This is a genomic window from Streptomyces sp. NPDC015127 (assembly GCF_043080095.1).
GTDB lineage: Bacteria > Actinomycetota > Actinomycetes > Streptomycetales > Streptomycetaceae > Streptomyces.
In genome coordinates this window covers 21065-35842 of sequence record NZ_JBIBVE010000029.1, presented here as the reverse complement: position 1 = coordinate 35842, position 14778 = coordinate 21065, and the positions used below count along the sequence as shown (strand labels likewise).

General features: G+C 72.3%; 15 protein-coding genes. 3 read left to right on the top strand and 12 right to left on the bottom strand.

What is annotated here, in order from left to right; genetic code table 11:
• Nucleotides 1-103: 103 nt before the first annotated feature.
• The 3 genes from ACF08N_RS34695 (at nucleotide 104) to ACF08N_RS34685 (ending at nucleotide 1697) form a co-directional block, all read left to right on the top strand.
• Nucleotides 104-436, top strand: a complete 333-nt coding sequence (locus ACF08N_RS34695) for a DUF952 domain-containing protein (protein WP_392328720.1) — start codon at nucleotides 104-106, stop codon at nucleotides 434-436.
• A 136-nt stretch (nucleotides 437-572) separates the two neighbouring features.
• The gene (locus tag ACF08N_RS34690) at nucleotides 573-992 is read left to right on the top strand and encodes a Rieske (2Fe-2S) protein (RefSeq protein ID WP_392328719.1); all 420 of its coding nucleotides are present in this window, start codon (nucleotides 573-575) and stop codon (nucleotides 990-992) included.
• 24 nt (nucleotides 993-1016) lie between these two features.
• Nucleotides 1017-1697, top strand: a complete 681-nt coding sequence (locus ACF08N_RS34685; RefSeq protein WP_392328718.1) for a DNA polymerase beta superfamily protein — start codon at nucleotides 1017-1019, stop codon at nucleotides 1695-1697.
• Between the two features lie 9 nt (nucleotides 1698-1706).
• Here the strand turns inward: ACF08N_RS34685 and ACF08N_RS34680 are convergent, their stop codons facing one another.
• The 12 genes from ACF08N_RS34680 to ACF08N_RS34625 all read right to left on the bottom strand — a co-directional run bounded on the left by ACF08N_RS34680 (nucleotide 1707) and on the right by ACF08N_RS34625 (nucleotide 14644).
• Nucleotides 1707-2564: a DNA polymerase beta superfamily protein gene (locus ACF08N_RS34680; RefSeq protein WP_392328717.1), complete on the bottom strand. Its 858-nt coding sequence runs from the start codon at nucleotides 2562-2564 to the stop codon at nucleotides 1707-1709.
• A 3-nt stretch (nucleotides 2565-2567) separates the two neighbouring features.
• Nucleotides 2568-3578 carry an ADP-ribosylglycohydrolase family protein gene (locus ACF08N_RS34675; protein WP_392328716.1) on the bottom strand — a complete coding sequence of 337 codons (1011 nt, stop codon included), beginning with the start codon at nucleotides 3576-3578 and terminating at the stop codon, nucleotides 2568-2570.
• Nucleotides 3575-4294 carry an NUDIX domain-containing protein gene (locus tag ACF08N_RS34670; RefSeq protein WP_392328715.1) on the bottom strand — a complete coding sequence of 240 codons (720 nt, stop codon included), beginning with the start codon at nucleotides 4292-4294 and terminating at the stop codon, nucleotides 3575-3577. Before ACF08N_RS34670 ends, ACF08N_RS34675 begins: the two co-directional genes overlap by 4 nt.
• Nucleotides 4294-5364: an AAA family ATPase gene (locus ACF08N_RS34665; protein WP_392328714.1), complete on the bottom strand. Its 1071-nt coding sequence runs from the start codon at nucleotides 5362-5364 to the stop codon at nucleotides 4294-4296. The genes ACF08N_RS34670 and ACF08N_RS34665 overlap by 1 nt, the downstream gene beginning before the upstream one ends.
• Nucleotides 5361-6014 (bottom strand): nicotinamide riboside transporter PnuC, encoded by a 654-nt coding sequence (pnuC, locus tag ACF08N_RS34660; protein ID WP_392328713.1) that lies wholly within the window; start codon nucleotides 6012-6014, stop codon nucleotides 5361-5363. The genes ACF08N_RS34665 and pnuC overlap by 4 nt, the downstream gene beginning before the upstream one ends.
• Nucleotides 6015-6125: 111 nt before the next feature.
• On the bottom strand, nucleotides 6126-7235 hold the full coding sequence (locus tag ACF08N_RS34655; RefSeq protein ID WP_392328712.1) for a pseudouridine synthase: 1110 nt from the start codon (nucleotides 7233-7235) through the stop codon (nucleotides 6126-6128).
• Nucleotides 7235-7840, bottom strand: a complete 606-nt coding sequence (gene scpB, locus ACF08N_RS34650; protein WP_392328711.1) for an SMC-Scp complex subunit ScpB — start codon at nucleotides 7838-7840, stop codon at nucleotides 7235-7237. The genes ACF08N_RS34655 and scpB overlap by 1 nt, the downstream gene beginning before the upstream one ends.
• Nucleotides 7837-9108, bottom strand: a complete 1272-nt coding sequence (locus ACF08N_RS34645) for a segregation/condensation protein A (RefSeq protein WP_392328710.1) — start codon at nucleotides 9106-9108, stop codon at nucleotides 7837-7839. Before ACF08N_RS34645 ends, scpB begins: the two co-directional genes overlap by 4 nt.
• 176 nt (nucleotides 9109-9284) lie before the next feature.
• Nucleotides 9285-9833 carry a hypothetical protein gene (locus tag ACF08N_RS34640; protein ID WP_392328709.1) on the bottom strand — a complete coding sequence of 183 codons (549 nt, stop codon included), beginning with the start codon at nucleotides 9831-9833 and terminating at the stop codon, nucleotides 9285-9287.
• A complete protein-coding gene (locus ACF08N_RS34635) occupies nucleotides 9818-11005 on the bottom strand; it encodes a ParA family protein (RefSeq protein ID WP_392328708.1) in 1188 nt (395 codons plus the stop codon). The genes ACF08N_RS34640 and ACF08N_RS34635 overlap by 16 nt, the downstream gene beginning before the upstream one ends.
• 340 nt (nucleotides 11006-11345) lie before the next feature.
• The gene (ald, locus tag ACF08N_RS34630) at nucleotides 11346-12461 is read right to left on the bottom strand and encodes an alanine dehydrogenase (protein ID WP_392328707.1); all 1116 of its coding nucleotides are present in this window, start codon (nucleotides 12459-12461) and stop codon (nucleotides 11346-11348) included.
• A 143-nt stretch (nucleotides 12462-12604) separates the two neighbouring features.
• Nucleotides 12605-14644 (bottom strand): tetratricopeptide repeat protein, encoded by a 2040-nt coding sequence (locus tag ACF08N_RS34625; RefSeq protein WP_392328706.1) that lies wholly within the window; start codon nucleotides 14642-14644, stop codon nucleotides 12605-12607.
• Nucleotides 14645-14778 lie beyond the last annotated feature (134 nt).

The window sequence follows — 14778 nt, the reverse complement described above, 5'->3', positions numbered from 1 at the left end:
CTTCTCGAGCCTGCTGCGGTCAGCCTAGTCAGCGCGCCCGGGCCCGGCCGCGACGACCGCTCCCCGAGACGCCCGCCCCCCGGGCCTGCGCTACAACTGGCGCATGCTCTTTCATGTCGTGCCGGTGGACGAGTGGACCGCCGACGTCGCCGGCCCGTACGCGCCGGCCTCCCTCGCGTCCGAGGGCTTCGTGCACTGCTCGGCGGACGAGTCCGCCGCGCTCGCCGTCGCGGACGGCCCGTACCGCGAAGTGACGGACCTGCTGGTGCTCGTCATCGACGAGTCGCTGCTCACCGCCGAGGTCCGCTGGGAGGGCTCGCGGGACATGCTCTTCCCCCATGTGTACGGCCCGGTCGAGCGGGCGGCCGTGACAACGGTGCTCGCCGTACGGCGCGACGAGGACGGTCACGCCCTCGATCTGACGCCCTGGGTCTGACCGCGCGGCGCGCCCCGTGGCTGGGCCGGGGGACGGACATGCCCGCGCGGGTGCTTCACCAGCGGTGCCGGGAGCGCGAGGATGCTGGTGCCCCGGTGGCCGGGGCGAGGAGCGTCCCGAACCGAAGGAGAGTGGCATGGACACGCGCCGAAGGTCGGTCCTGGCGGCGGGAGCGGCGGGGGCCGTCGCACTGGTGACGGGCTGCGGGGACGGGGACGGGGGCGGGGGCGGGGACGGAGGCGACGCGCCCGCCACCCAGGCCCCCGCCGGCGAGGAACTGGCAAAGACGGCGGACGTCCCGGTCGGTGGCGGCACGATCTTCAAGGAGCAGGAGGTCGTGGTGACGCAGCCGACCGCCGGGCAGTTCAAGGCGTTCTCCGCGATCTGCACGCACCAGCGGTGCACGGTCAGCTCGGTCGGCGACGGTCTCATCAACTGCGCCTGCCACGGCAGCAAGTTCCGCATCGAGGACGCCTCGGTGGCCGCGGGGCCGGCGACCAGTCCGCTGCCGGCGAAGGAGATCACCGTCTCCGGGGACTCGATCCGGCTGGCCTGACCGGCCTGTCGTAGCCTCTCGCGCATGACTCCCGAGACGCTCGTCCGCGACCACACGATCTACTCCTGTGTCATGGGGTCGCGGGCGTTCGGTCTGGCAACGGAGTCCAGCGACACCGACCGCCGCGGGGTCTTCCTCGCCCCGACGGCGCTGTACTGGCGCTTCGCCAAGCCGCCGACGCACGTCGAGGGTCCGGCTGAGGAGCAGTTCTCGTGGGAGCTGGAGAGGTTCCTCGAACTGGCCCTGCGCGCCAACCCGAACATCCTGGAGTGCCTGCACTCCCCGCTCGTCGAGCACGCCGACGACACGGGCCGCGAACTGCTCTCCCTTCGCGGAGCGTTCCTGTCCCGCCGGGCGCACGAGACGTTCGTGCGGTACGCGGACGGGCAGCGCAGAAAGCTGGAGGCGGACGCACGGCAGTACGGCACGCCCCGCTGGAAGCACGCCATGCACCTCCTCCGCCTGCTCACCAGCTGCCGCGACCTGCTGCGCACGGGCGAGCTGGTGATCGACGTCGGCGCCGAGCGCGACCGGCTCCTGGAGGTCAGGCGGGGCGAGGTGCCGTGGGAACGGGTCGAGTCGTGGATGACCCGCCTGTCCGAGGAGGCCGACGCGGCGGCCCCCACCACCCCGCTTCCACCGGAACCGGACCGCGCCCGGGTGGAGGACTTCCTGGTGCGGGTGCGGAAGGCATCGGCGGGGTGAGGCGGCGCGTCAGTACGTCTCTTCGGCCCGTTGGGCGGCCAAGGCGCCCGTGAGCGGTGCGCCCTCGGTGCCGCGGCGCACCCGCCGAAGGACCTCCATGGTGATGTCGGGGTCGTTCTCCATGCGCGTCCTGGTCACGAGCCGGCTCAGGGCTGCGAACGCGGACGGCTCGTCCGGGAGCTCCGTCCTGTCATGCGATGCGTCCAGCGCCGCGTGGAGCGCCTCGACGTCCCTCCGGACCCGTGCCTCGTCGAGGCCGACGGCCGAGCCGTGCTCGGCCTCGGACTTCGCGGCTATCAGCTCCGGCACGTACCCCGGCGCGGGCACGTGGCCGAGCAGTGTGGGCAGATGGGCCTCGACCTCGCCGCTGCGCATCACGTGAATGCCGGTCAGCAGCGCGCGGAACGTGTACAGCAGCGGCTTGAGTTCGCCGGTCCTCTCGAACAGCCGCCACTGCGTCCGCGCGAAGCCGCGGTAGTGATGCGCGTGGTGACGTGTCAGTACGCCCGGTGCCAGCGACACGAGCTCCGCGTGCGCCTCGGTCGTGGCGACGACGAGCGGCGACAGCAGCTGCTCCAGCACATAGCCGTTGCGCCGCAGCATCAGCCGGACGAACTTGCGCAGGTCGTGCGTGACCAGGTCCATCTCGACGCCGTCGCGCTCCCACATCCGCGTGGTCGTCTCGTCCGGCTCGTGCAGTCCGACGAGATCGGCGATGGGCAGCAGATGCGCACCTCGCAGATCCACGTCCGAGTCCCGGGACGGGAATCCGTACAGGTGCGCCCCGGAGACCGTGGCGAAGACGAGGTGGCCGGGCTGCGGCGGCACGGCCGTGGCGAGGTCGGTCAGGTTGAGCTGATCGGTCATGGATCAAGCGTCCCAGAGCGCCCCCAGCGCCAGCAGCTCATCCCCGTACTCGATCCGCGCCGCCCACTCCTCCGGCCACGCGTCCGCCCCCAGGTGCGCCCCCGCGAACGCGCCCGCCAGGCAGGCCAGTGAGTCCGAGTCGCCCTTGGTGCAGGCCGCGCGGCGCAGGGCCGTCAGGGGCTCCTCGGGGAACATCAGGAAGCACAGCAGCGACGTCGCCAGCGCCTCCTCCGCGATCCAGCCGTCGCCCGTGGCCAGGCACGGGTCCAGCTCCGGCTCGGGCGAGCGCAGCACGGTCGCCAGCCGTTCCAGGACCTGCAGGCACTCGTCCCAGCCGCGGGCGATGAAGGCCTCGGGCGTCGGGTCGTGGGAGTAGGTCCACAGGTTGCCGAGCCAGCGCTCGTGGTACCGGCTCCGGTTCTCGTAGGCGTACGAGCGCAGCTGTCCGACCAGGCCGGTCGGCTCAGCGCCCTGCGCCAGCAGGTGGACCGCGCGTGCCGTCAGGTCGCTCGCCGCGAGTGCCGTGGGGTGCCCGTGCGTGAGCCCGGACTGCAGCTGCGCGGCGCCCGCGCGCTGGTCCTCGGCGAGGCCGGGTGCGAGACCGATCGGGGCGACGCGCATGTTGGCGCCACAGCCCTTGGAGCCGATCTGGCTCGCCGCCTGCCAGGGGCGGTCGCCGTCCAGCTTCCGGCAGGCGACCAGGCAGGTGCGGCCGGGGGCACGGTTGTTCTCCGGCGAGCGGTACCAGTCGACGAACTCCTCGCGCAGCGGACGCTGGAGCCGGGATCCGACGAGCGGCCCGCGCTCCATGGCGGTGCGCAGGGCCCGGCCGAGCGCGAGCGTCATCTGGGTGTCGTCGGTGACGAAGGCGGGCTCGGGCAGTTCCATCTCCCGCCACGGACCGCACTTGGCCAGGATCGAGGGAACGTCGTTGAACTCGGTGGGGAAGCCCAGGGCGTCCCCGAGGGCGAGGCCGACGAGGGAGCCCGTGGCGGCCTGCTTGGCGGTGGTCATGGCCGGCGTCCTTCCGGTCGCAGGAGTGGTGGGCGCAGTGCGGAGGCGGAGCCGGCCCGGTAGAGGGCGGCCGGCTTCCCCCGGCCGCCGGTGCGGCGCGGGCCGCCCTCGGCGGGCTCGACGAAGCCGGGGGTGGCGAGGACCTTGCGCCGGAAGTTGGGCCGGTCGAGCTCGACGCCCCAGACCGTCTCGTACACCTGCTGCAGTTCGCCGAGCGTGAACCGCGGCGGGCAGAAGGCGGTGGCCAGGCAGGTGTACTCGAGCTTGGCGCCGATCCGGTCGTGGGCGTCGGCGAGGATGCGGTCGTGGTCGAAGGCGAGGGGGGCGGCCCGGCGGAGGGGCGCCCAGCGGGCGCGGGCGGCGTCGCCGCCGCCGCGTGGTTCGGGCAGGTCCGGGACGAGCGCGGTGAACGCGACGGAGACGACGCGCATCCGCGGGTCGCGGTCCGGTTCGCTGTAGGTGCGCAGCTGTTCCAGGTGCAGGCCGGCCGCGCTGCGCTCGGACAGGCCGGTCTCCTCGGCCAGTTCGCGGCGGGCAGCGGTCTCGGCGGACTCGTGGGGTAGGAGGAAGCCCCCGGGCAGCGCCCAGGCGCCGCGGTAGGGCTCCTGCCCCCGTTCGACGAGCAGGACGTGCAGCTCGCCCTCGCGGACGGTGAAGACGGCGAGGTCGACGGTGACGGCGAAGGGCGGGAAGGCGCCCGGGTCGTAGCCCTGCATCAGCGCCGCTCCGGCAGAGGGTCGGCGAGGTCCCAGCCCTCGCCGATCAGCGTGTCGACGGCCGCGACGGCCCGTTGGAGCCGCTGCTCGTGCGGTCCGGTGAGCTCGACCGTACGGCGGTCGGTGCGGGCCAGCTCATCACGGAAGCGGCCGGTCATCCAGGGTCGCAGGTGCTCGCCGTCGCGCAGGCCGTCGTCCTCGAAGGCGACGCCCTCGTGGTCGGTGAGGAGCCACAGGTGCTGGGTCCGGGGCTCCGGGTCGGCGGGATAGGGCAGGCCCGTGTACCGCTCGTGCCAGATCGTCGTCGCGAAGGCGTCGGTGTCGCAGAAGACGACCGGGGAGCCGGAGCGCGCGGCCTCCTCCTCCAGCTCGGCCTGGCGGCGGGCGATCAGCGGGAACTCCTCGGAGGCGAAGGCGACCTCCGACCAGTCGGCGCCCGGCCGCGCGGCACGCAGCGCGGCGAGTTTGCGCTCGCTGAACTCCCGCCCGTACTCGGGGACGTACCGGGTCCGCGCCCATACGCCGCCGCGCCCCCGGTAGTGCTCGGTGAGCGCCTCGGCCATGGTGGTGGTGCCGGTCGACTCGGCGCCGACGACGACCACGCGGCGGGCGAGAGCGGCGCGCACGGGCGCCTGAAGGAAGTCCCAGCAGCCGACCGGGTCCTTGCGCACGGCCGTGCCGGAGACTGGGTGGCGGACGCGGTCCGGGTCGACGCACACGGACGCGGCGCCGAAGCGCCGGCCGAGTTCGTCGCCGTACGCCTCCGAGGTGAAGACGGCGTCCACGGGTTCGGGGACGGCCGTGCGGAAGACGGCCATGTGGGCGTCCCAGACGGCGGGATCGGTCACGTCCACCGGGATGTCGTCCACGGCCCCGACGACGCGCACGTCCGGGTGGACCTCGCGCATCCAGGCGACGCGGTCCGCGAGCGGGACGCTCTCCACGGAGGAGGCGCACACGAGCACGGTGAGCCGGTCGCAGCGTCCGGCCGCGGTGCGGACGAGATGGTGGTGACCGGTGTGCGGCGGATAGAACTTTCCGAGGACCAGCCCGTGTCCGAAGCGGCTCATGCGACCGCCTCCGCGGCCCGCTCCCGCTCTGTGACCGCGTCACGCGACCAGTTGCGCAGGCCGATGACGCAGAGCGTCAGGAAGCCGACGTACAGCAGGGAGGTCAGGTACAGCTCCTTGTAGGCGTACAGCGGGATGTACACGACGTCGGCCGCGATCCACAGCCACCACGACTCCAGGCGCTTGCGGCACTGGCCGTAGGTCGCCATCAGGGACAGGGCGGTGGTCAGCGCGTCCCAGAAGGGGACGGTGGAGTCGGTGGCGCGGTCGAGCAGGAGGGTCAGCGCGAGGGTCCCCGTCACCCCCGCCGCGAGCAGCCACGTCCACTCGGTGCGGGTGGTGCGCCGCACGGGCAGCGTGCCGGAACCTGGTCCACCCCCGTGGGTCCAGGTCCACCAGCCGTACACGGCGAGGGTGATGAAGACGACCTGCAGGCCGGCGTCGGCGTACAGGCCCGCTTGGGAGAACAGCAGGATGAACAGGAGGTTGTTGGCGATGCCGATGGGCCAGTTGGCGATGTGCTGGCGGGCGACGAGCCAGACGCAGAGCGCGCCGCTGCCGAACCCGAGGAACTCGATCCAGCTCACCGGAGTGCCGATCACGGTGAACAGCGGCTGCTGCAACGGTTCGACGATGTCCGCGAGACTCATGCCCGCCCCCTTAATAGTCAGATTGACTATAAACGGCGGCGGGCGGCGGCCACAAGACGGAAAGAGCCCGCGACCGAGAACGGTCGCGGGCTCCTGCGTCGGTTTGCGCTACTACAGGCCGACTTCCTTCATCAGCATGCCGACCTCGGTGTTGGTCAGCCGGCGCAGCCAGCCCGACTTCTGGTCGCCGAGCGTGATCGGCCCGAACGCCGTGCGTACGAGCTTCTCGACCGGGAATCCGGCCTCGGCCAGCATGCGGCGCACGATGTGCTTGCGGCCCTCGTGCAGGACCACCTCGACGAGGTAGTTCTTGCCGGTCTGCTCGACCACCCGGAAGTGGTCCGCCCGGGCGTAGCCGTCCTCGAGCTGGATGCCCTCCTTGAGGCGCTTGCCGACCTCACGGGGCAGGGGGCCCTGGATGGCCGCCAGGTACGTCTTCTTCACGCCGTACTTGGGGTGGGTGAGGCGGTGGGCCAGCTCGCCGTGGTTGGTGAGCAGGATGATGCCTTCGGTCTCCGTGTCGAGCCGGCCGACGTGGAACAGCCGCGTCTCGCGGTTGGTCACGTAGTCGCCGAGGCACTGGCGGCCGTCCGGGTCCTCCATGGTGGAGACGACGCCGGCGGGCTTGTTCAGCGCGAAGAAGAGGTACGACTGGGTCGCGACGGTCAGGCCGTCGACCTTGATCTCGTCCTTCTCGGGATCGACGCGAACGCCCTGCTCCAGCACGATCTCGCCGTTGACCTCGACACGGCCCGCGTCGATCAGCTCCTCGCAGGCCCGGCGGGAGCCCATGCCGGCGCGCGCGAGCACCTTCTGGAGCCGCTCGCCCTCCTGGTCCCCGAAGGTCTTGGGGGTCTTGATCTCCGGCCTGTTCTCGTACCGCTCGCGGTTGCGCTGCTCGGCACGGGCCTCGTACTCGCGCGAGCGGGCGGGCGCGGTGCGGCCGCCGCCACGCTGGGGGGACTGCTTCGGGCCGCCCTTGGCACCGCCGCGTGCCGCGCCGCCGCGGCCCTTCTTCGGGCCGTCGGAGGGCGTGCCCACGTCGTAGCGGCGCTCCTCGGGACGGGGCTTGCGGGGCCTGCCCTGCTTGTCGTCGCGGTTGTTGCCGGCACCCCGGTAGTTGCCGCGTCCGCCGCCACCGCTGCTGCCGCGGCTGCCGCTGTTGCCACCACGGCTCCCGCCGTTGTTTCCGCTGCTGTTCCTGCCGCTGCTGCTTCGCATCAAATTTCCGTCTTGTCGTCTGCGTCCTCACGATCCGGTGCATCCGGATCGAACGACGGGAGCCCTTCCTGCGTCTCCGCCTCGATCGCGTCCGCCTCGGGGAGGAAGGGCGCGAGCTCCGGGAGCTCGTCCAGGCCGCGCAGGCCCATCCGCTCCAGGAAGTAGTTCGTCGTCCTGTACAGGATCGCACCTGTTTCGGGTTCCGTGCCCGCCTCCTCGACCAGACCCCGCTGGAGGAGGGTGCGCATGACGCCGTCGCAGTTCACTCCGCGCACCGCGGAGACGCGTGAACGGCTGACCGGCTGGCGGTACGCGACGACCGCGAGCGTCTCCAGGGCGGCCTGCGTGAGCCGGGCGTGCTGGCCGTCGAGGACGAAGCGCTCGACGGCCGCGGCGTGCTCGGGGCGGCTGTAGAACCGCCAGCCGCCCGCGACGAGCCGCAGCTCGAATCCGCGCCCCTGCACGGTGTACTCGTCCGCGAGCTCCCGCAGGGCGTCGGCCACGGCCCTGCGGGGCTGCTCCAGCACCTTGGCGAGGTGCTCCTCGGTGGCGGGCTCGTCCACGACCATGAGGACGGCCTCCAGCGCGGGCTTGAGCTCGCTCACTGCTTCTCCTCCACAACCTGGTCGAACTCGTCCGTGACAGTCACCGCCGCGGCCTGGTCCCCGGCCGCCCAGGTGACGGTCAGTTCCCCGAGCGCCTCCTCCTGGTCGAGGACGAGGGCCTTCTCGCGGTACAGCTCCAGCAGGGCCAGGAAGCGCGCGACGACGGTCAGGGTGTCGTCGACGCCCTCGGTCAGCTCGCGGAAGGTGGCCCTGCCGCGCTCCCGCAGCATGCCGATGACCAGCTCGGCCTGCTCGCGGACGCTGACGAGGGGCGCGTGGATGTGGTCCACGTACACCTGCGGCCTGGGCTTCGGCTGCATGGCCTTGACGGCGAGCTTCGCGAAGCCCTCGGCGCCGATGCTGATGACGACGTCGGGCAGCAGCTCGGCGTGCTGCGGTTCGAGCCCGACGGTCCGCGGGAAGCGCCGGGCCTCGTCGTCGAGCCTGCGGTCGAAGATCTCGGCGATCTGCTTGTACGCGCGGTACTGGAGCAGCCGCGCGAAGAGCAGGTCCCGCGCTTCGAGCAGCGCGAGGTCTGCCTCGTCCTCCACCTCGGCGGCGGGCAGCAGCCGGGCGGCCTTGAGATCGAGGAGCGTGGCGGCGACGACGAGGAACTCGGTGGTCTGATCGAGATCCCAGTCGGCGCCCATGGCGCGGATGTGCGACATGAACTCGTCGGTGACCTTGGAGAGGGCGACCTCGGTGACGTCGAGCTTGTGCTTGGCAATGAGCTGGAGGAGAAGGTCGAAGGGCCCTTCGAAGTTGGCGAGCCGCACGGTGAACCGCCCGTCACCGCCGGAGGCGGTGTCCTCACCGGCACCGTCGCGCGAGCCCGGCGCCGCGCCCCCGTCGTGGCCTCCGGGCTCACCGGTGCCGCGCGGCGCACGCGCGGGGGACGCGCTGACGCCGGCGCCATCCGCTCCGGCCGGGGCGGGAGCCGCCCCCGCCACCGCGGACTCCCCCGTTTCGGGAAGGGGCGGGGCCGGGGAAACAACCGCCGTCGCCTCGCGCGGCGCGAGCTCGCCCGCGCGCAGACCCGGCGCCACCTCGCGCGGCGTGTCCGCCTCGGAGGCCGCGGCCTCCCCCGCATCGCCGCGCAGCGCACGCGCCGCGGAGCCCGGGGGCGTGCCCCCGGTTTCGGGAAGGGGCGGGGTGGGGGAAACAACCGCCTCCGGCGCCTCGGCCTCCCCCGCATCGCCGTGCAGCGCACGCGCCGCCGGGCCCGGGGCCTCGCCCGGTCCGTCGCTCGCAGCGGGGGCCGGGGGCATGCCCCCCCTTTCGGGAAGGGGCGGGGTGGGGGAAACCGCCGTACCCGCCGCCGGTCCCGTGCCCGGGCCCCGGCCCAGCGCGCGGCGGCGGGACGGGCGGGACGTTTCGTCGGTCGGGGGCATCGTGGTCCAGGAACAGGCAGCGGCGCAGGCGGGCAGGCCCGCAGGCTACCGCGTCAGCGACCGCGCAGGCGCCGCACCAGGATGCTCGCGTCGCCGCGCTGCTCCAGGTCCGCCAGCACCACCGCCACCGCCTCGCGGACGATGCGCCCGCGGTCGACGGCGAGGCCGTGCTCGCCGCGCAGCACCAGCCGCGCGTGCTCCAGGTCCATCAGTTCCTCGGCGGACACGTAGACCGTGATCTTCTCGTCGTGCCGTTCACGGCCGCTGGGCCTGCGGTTGGCGCCGCGCCCGCGTCTGCGCGTGGCGCCCGCGGCCTCCGGGTCGGCCGCCGGCGCCCGGCGCCCCTTCGCGGCGGGCGCCGCCTCCGCGGCCTGGGCGCCCCGGCTGCGTTCCTCCCCCGGAGCATCGGTCTCGGCCGCGGCAGAGTGCTCCTGCGAACGGGACGCCGGCGTGCCGTCCGCCGCCGGGTCGCTCTCCCCCGCCGGCGCCGGCACCCGCGGCTCACCGTTCGTCTGCCTGCGCGGGGTCGACGCCTGCAGCGCCGTGCCCCCGGTCGTACGGAACAGCTCGTCGGCCCCGGGCAGACTCACTCGGCGTGACACCGGGCGAGCACCTCCCTGGCGAGCTGGCGGTAGGCGGCGGCGCCGACGGAGTTGGACGCGTAGGTGGTGATCGGCTCACCGGCGACCGTGGTCTCCGGGAAGCGCACGGTCCGGCCGATCACCGTGTGGTAGACGTGGTCGTCGAAGGCCTCGACGACCCGCGCCAGCACCTCGCGGCTGTGCACGGTGCGGGAGTCGTACATCGTGGCGAGGATGCCGTCGAGCTCCAGCTCGGGGTTGAGCCGCTCCTGGACCTTCTCGATGGTCTCGGTCAGCAGCGCGACACCGCGCAGCGCGAAGAACTCGCACTCGAGCGGGACGATCACCTTGTGAGCCGCCGTCAGCGCGTTGACGGTCAGCAGGCCGAGCGAGGGCTGACAGTCGATCACGATGTAGTCGTAGTCGGACATCAGCGGCTTCAGCGCACGCTGCAGCGTCGACTCGCGTGCGACCTCGCTCACCAACTGCACTTCCGCGGCGGAGAGATCGATGTTGCTCGGCAGCAGGTCCATGTTGGGCACGGCCGTCTTGAGCAGCACCTCGTCCGCGGACATGCCGCGCTCCATGAGGAGGTTGTAGACCGTCAGGTCCAGTTCCATGGGGTTGACCCCGAGCCCCACGGACAGCGCGCCCTGCGGGTCGAAGTCGACGAGGAGCACCCGCCGTCCGTACTCCGCGAGTGCCGCGCCCAGGTTGATGGTCGACGTGGTCTTGCCGACGCCGCCCTTCTGGTTGCACATCGCGATGATCTTCGCGGGACCGTGATCGGTCAGCGGGCCCGGGATCGGGAAGTACGGCAGGGGGCGCCCGGTGGGGCCGATCCGCTCGCGGCGCTGGCGGGCAGCGTCGGGCGCGAGGGTGGCCGCGTATTCGGGATCGGGCTCGTACTCGGCGTCGGGGTCGTAGAAGTGCCCTTCGGGGACTTCCTCGTAGGCGGCGAAGTGGGTGGACTCTCGGCCACTCTCGTTGCCGGCCATGGCGTTCACGTGTTGGCCGTCCATCATCTTCATCGTGTGGGGTGTCGTCATGTGCGTCGTGTGCTGGTGCGTCGCGTGCGTCGCGAAGGGGCGGACAGCGACGGAGCCGACAGCCTCGAGACCGGACGACGGGCCCGGGCCCGCCGCAGCCGTTCCTGGTTGACCACCCCCGGGAGTAAATGTCGACTCATTCACAAGTCGTCTTACCTCCTTGGACGTGACCAGGAAACTTATCGATAGGTCAGCGTGGCACCATGCCGACGGTTGGCGACTCTATGGCGTGTCACCGGTCCGCAGCAACACAATCCGCCGGACCCGGCCCGATGTGTCGGCAATCGAACACCCCGCTGTCAAGGGCGCAGAGCCCTTTCCGCATGCTCCCGAGCGCTGGTTTCAGGGGTGGGCGAAACGGTTAAAGGGTTACGTTCGAGGCGAGTTGAGCGAGCGTCGCGATCCGGTCCCGGACACGCGTCCGGCCGGACCTTGCGGGCAAGGTCCGGCCGGGCGCGTGATGTTGACGACGTCGGTTGACTCGTCAGCCGAGCAGCTCGCTCAGCTCGATGCTCTCGAGGCCGTGCGCCTCGGCGACCTCCTTGTAAACCACCTTGCCGTCATGGGTGTTGAGACCCTTGGCGAGGGCGGCGTCGCGGCGGAGCGCCTCGACCCAGCCGTTGTTGGCCAGTGACACGATGTACGGAAGCGTGGCGTTGGTCAGCGCGTACGTGGAGGTGTTGGGCACCGCGCCGGGCATGTTGGCGACGCAGTAGAAGACCGAGTTGTGGACGGCGAACGTCGGCTCGGCGTGGGTGGTCGGACGCGAGTCCTCGAAGCAGCCGCCCTGGTCGATTGCAATGTCGACAAGGACACTTCCGGGCTTCATCTTGGCGACGAGCTCGTTGGTGACCAGCTTCGGGGCCTTGGCGCCCGGGATGAGGACGGCGCCGATGACGAGGTCGGCCTCGATGACGGCCTTCTCCAGCTCGTAGGCGTTGGAGACGATCGTCTTCACCTTGGTGCCGAAGATCTTGTCGGCCTCGCGGAGCTTGTTGATGTCCCGATCGAGCAGGGTCACGTGGAAGCCCATGCCGACGGCGATCTGGGTGGCGTTCCAGCCGGAGACGCCGCCGCCGATGACGACGCACTCACCGGCGTGGGTGCCGGGGACACCGCCGGGGAGCACACCACGGCCGCCGACCGAGCGCATCAGGTGGTAGGCGCCGACCTGCGGGGCCAGCCGGCCCGCGACCTCGGACATCGGGGCGAGCAGCGGCAGGGCGCGGTTCGCGGTCTCCACCGTCTCGTAGGCGATGGCGGTGGTGCCGGACTCCAGCAGCGCGTCCGTGCACTCCTTGGAGGCGGCCAGGTGCAGGTACGTGAAGAGGGTCTGGTCCTTGCGGAGGCGGTGGTACTCCTCCGCGATGGGCTCCTTGACCTTCAGCAGCAGATCGGCGGTCGCCCAGACCTCGTCGGCGGTGGGCAGGATCTGCGCACCGGCGGCGACGTACTCGTCGTCCGTGATCGAGGAGCCGACACCGGCGTTCTGCTCGACGAACACCTGGTGGCCGTTGCGCACGAGCTCGTGCACGCCGGCAGGGGTGATGGCCACCCGGAACTCGTTGTTCTTGACCTCGCGGGGGATACCGACCTTCACGTCGATCACGGTCCTTGGCTCAGGGGATGTTTCGGTCAATGCCATAGATACCCAGCCGCACAGGGCGCACCGGGACACACCACGAGATGACGTGGTGCAGCCAGTCTAATGAAGGATTTCTCGCTGTCTAGCCTTGCAAAGCATTAATCTTCTTCGAACCCACTACGGATTTCGTAGGTGGAACCCTCGGTTCCAAGCAGTCTTTCCGAAGCGAGGCGGTGCAGCTGGGCCGCGGCCGGATCGCCCAGGCGGTCGAGTGTGTCGGCCAACCTCAGCTGCAGCGCGGCCTGCAGGCGTACGTCCCCGGCCCGCCGCGCCCGTTCCACGGCCTCGCGGCAGGTGTGCAGCGACTCCTCCGGCCGACCCGCGTACCCCTGCACCCGGGCCGCCTCGCTGAGCGCCCGTGCCTGGGCCGGGACGTCGCCGAGCCTGCGGTATCCGGCGGCCGCCGCCCGCCAGCTGCGCAGCGCTTCTCCGTAGCGGCCCGCGTAGGTGTGCGCGGTGCCGAGGCGTCCGTACAGGCGGGCCTCGTCGGCCTGCTCACCGCGCGCCTGGCGCTGCGCGAGCGCCCGGCCGTACCAGTCGGCCGCACGCTGCCAGTCCCCCAGCTCCTGGTAGGCGCCGCCGACGGATTCCATCGCGCGGCCGGTCGCATACGCGTCGTTCGCGGCGCGGCCGGCCTCCAGCGCGGCCCGGTAGCGGGCGAGTGCGTCCTCGGTGCGGCCGGTCCTGGCGTCCAGGTCGCCGAGGTTCAGCAGCGCCGCGGCCTGCTCCCGGTGCAGGCCGCGCCGCTCGGCGACGTCCAGCACGAGCTGGTGGAGCCCGTACAGGTCGGGCGCCGCTGCCTCCGTTCCCTGGTGCGCGGCGAGTGCTCTGACCAGGGACGCGACCAGTCGGCGGGCCAGGGTGTCCAGCTCTCCGTCGTCGACCGCGAGCCGCGCGGAGGCCAGCAGCGCGGGCCGGTTCCCCCGCAGCCACGCGCCCGCCTCGCGCACGGAGGTGAAACGCAGCGCCCGGGGAAGGCCCGCGAGCTTCCTGCGGGCCGGGGACCCCTCGGGCTCGGTGATCGCGCGGCACGCCTGGAGGCGCCGTACGGTCCGCTCCAGCATGCGGGCCCTGGCGAGCTGCACCTCGGCCGGCCGGTCGCTCACCTCGCACAGCGCGCGCAGCAGGGGCGCGAGGCAGCCGGGCACCTCGAAGCCGTCCCCGGCCGGGTGCAGCAGGCCGAGCTCGGCGAAACCGTCGAGGGTGGTCCGGGCGGCGGCCACGGAACAGCCGGCCAGGGCGGATGCGGTGTGGGCGTCGGCGAAACCGGCAGGAGCCAGGGCGAGCAGGCGCAGTATCCGCGCGGCGGGCTGCGGCAGGGACTCGTAGACCAGCTTGAAGGCGCGGGCCAGCGGCCGTACGCCGCGCGGCTGCTCGCCGTCGTCGGGCAGGGCACGCAGCTGCTTGGCGGCGTCGGCGACCGACGCCCCGGGCCGGGCGGCCAGCCAGCCGCCGACGAGGATCAGTGCGGCGGGCTGGCCGCCGCACTCCTCCGCGACCGTCTCGGCGGCCTGCGGGTCGACGGTGATGCGTACCTCGCCGGTGAAGGCGGTGAGCAGTTCGATGGCGGACTTCGCGTCCATGCCGCCGAGGGTGCAGGGGCGTACGCCGGGGATGCCGGTGAGGGGGCCGTCGGAGACGGCGACCACCAGGCAGTCGGGATTGTCGGGCAGCAACAGGTCGAGGTGCTCGGCGTCATGGGCCTCGTCGACGAGCAGCAGCGCCCTGCGTACGGCGAGGGCCTCGCGGACCATCTCGGTCAGTTCCTCGTCACCGGCCCCGGGGGGCGAGGCGACGCCGAGGTCCGCGAGCAGGCGCCGGGCGGCTTCCTCGAGCGGTACGGGCCGGCCGCCGGACTCGGCCAGCCGGACCCGCAGGATCCCGTCGGGGTAGCGGTCGGCGAGCCGGCGGGCGAGCTCCTCGGCGAGTGCGGTGCGCCCGGAACCGGGCCGTCCGGCGATGAGGAGGACGCGGGCTCGGGCGGCCTTGCGGCCGGCGAGGGTGTCGAGTCCGGCGCGTTCGATGTCGGCGTGCAGTGACTTCAGTTCCCGCTGCCGGCCGAAGAACCGGTCACCGGAGCCGGGGCGGACGGCATCCGCCCGGTCGGAGCCGCCCCTGTCCAGCGCCTGATCCGTCACGGGTCACGCTCCAGTCCGTCCGAGCTACGAGCCGAGCCCGTCGGGGCTCCGCACGGGCGGTTCGAGCGTAGTTCACGCTCTGCGACGCACCGTGCGGAGCGGGCCGGGGACGACGTCGCGATCGCTCGATCGGA

Excerpts from the sequence above, each read along its gene's own strand:
- ACF08N_RS34675 (WP_392328716.1), bottom strand. The coding sequence starts at position 3,578 with ATGACCACCGCCAAGCAGGCCGCCACGGGCTCCCTCGTCGGCCTCGCC.
- pnuC (WP_392328713.1), bottom strand. The coding sequence starts at position 6,014 with ATGAGTCTCGCGGACATCGTCGAACCGTTGCAGCAGCCGCTGTTCACC.
- ACF08N_RS34695 (WP_392328720.1), top strand. The coding sequence starts at position 104 with ATGCTCTTTCATGTCGTGCCGGTGGACGAGTGGACCGCCGACGTCGCC.
- ACF08N_RS34680 (WP_392328717.1), bottom strand. The coding sequence starts at position 2,564 with ATGACCGATCAGCTCAACCTGACCGACCTCGCCACGGCCGTGCCGCCG.
- ACF08N_RS34685 (WP_392328718.1), top strand. The coding sequence starts at position 1,017 with ATGACTCCCGAGACGCTCGTCCGCGACCACACGATCTACTCCTGTGTC.
- ACF08N_RS34670 (WP_392328715.1), bottom strand. The coding sequence starts at position 4,294 with ATGCAGGGCTACGACCCGGGCGCCTTCCCGCCCTTCGCCGTCACCGTC.
- ACF08N_RS34655 (WP_392328712.1), bottom strand. The coding sequence starts at position 7,235 with ATGCGAAGCAGCAGCGGCAGGAACAGCAGCGGAAACAACGGCGGGAGC.
- ACF08N_RS34665 (WP_392328714.1), bottom strand. The coding sequence starts at position 5,364 with ATGAGCCGCTTCGGACACGGGCTGGTCCTCGGAAAGTTCTATCCGCCG.
- ACF08N_RS34645 (WP_392328710.1), bottom strand. The coding sequence starts at position 9,108 with ATGCCCCCGGCCCCCGCTGCGAGCGACGGACCGGGCGAGGCCCCGGGC.
- ACF08N_RS34690 (WP_392328719.1), top strand. The coding sequence starts at position 573 with ATGGACACGCGCCGAAGGTCGGTCCTGGCGGCGGGAGCGGCGGGGGCC.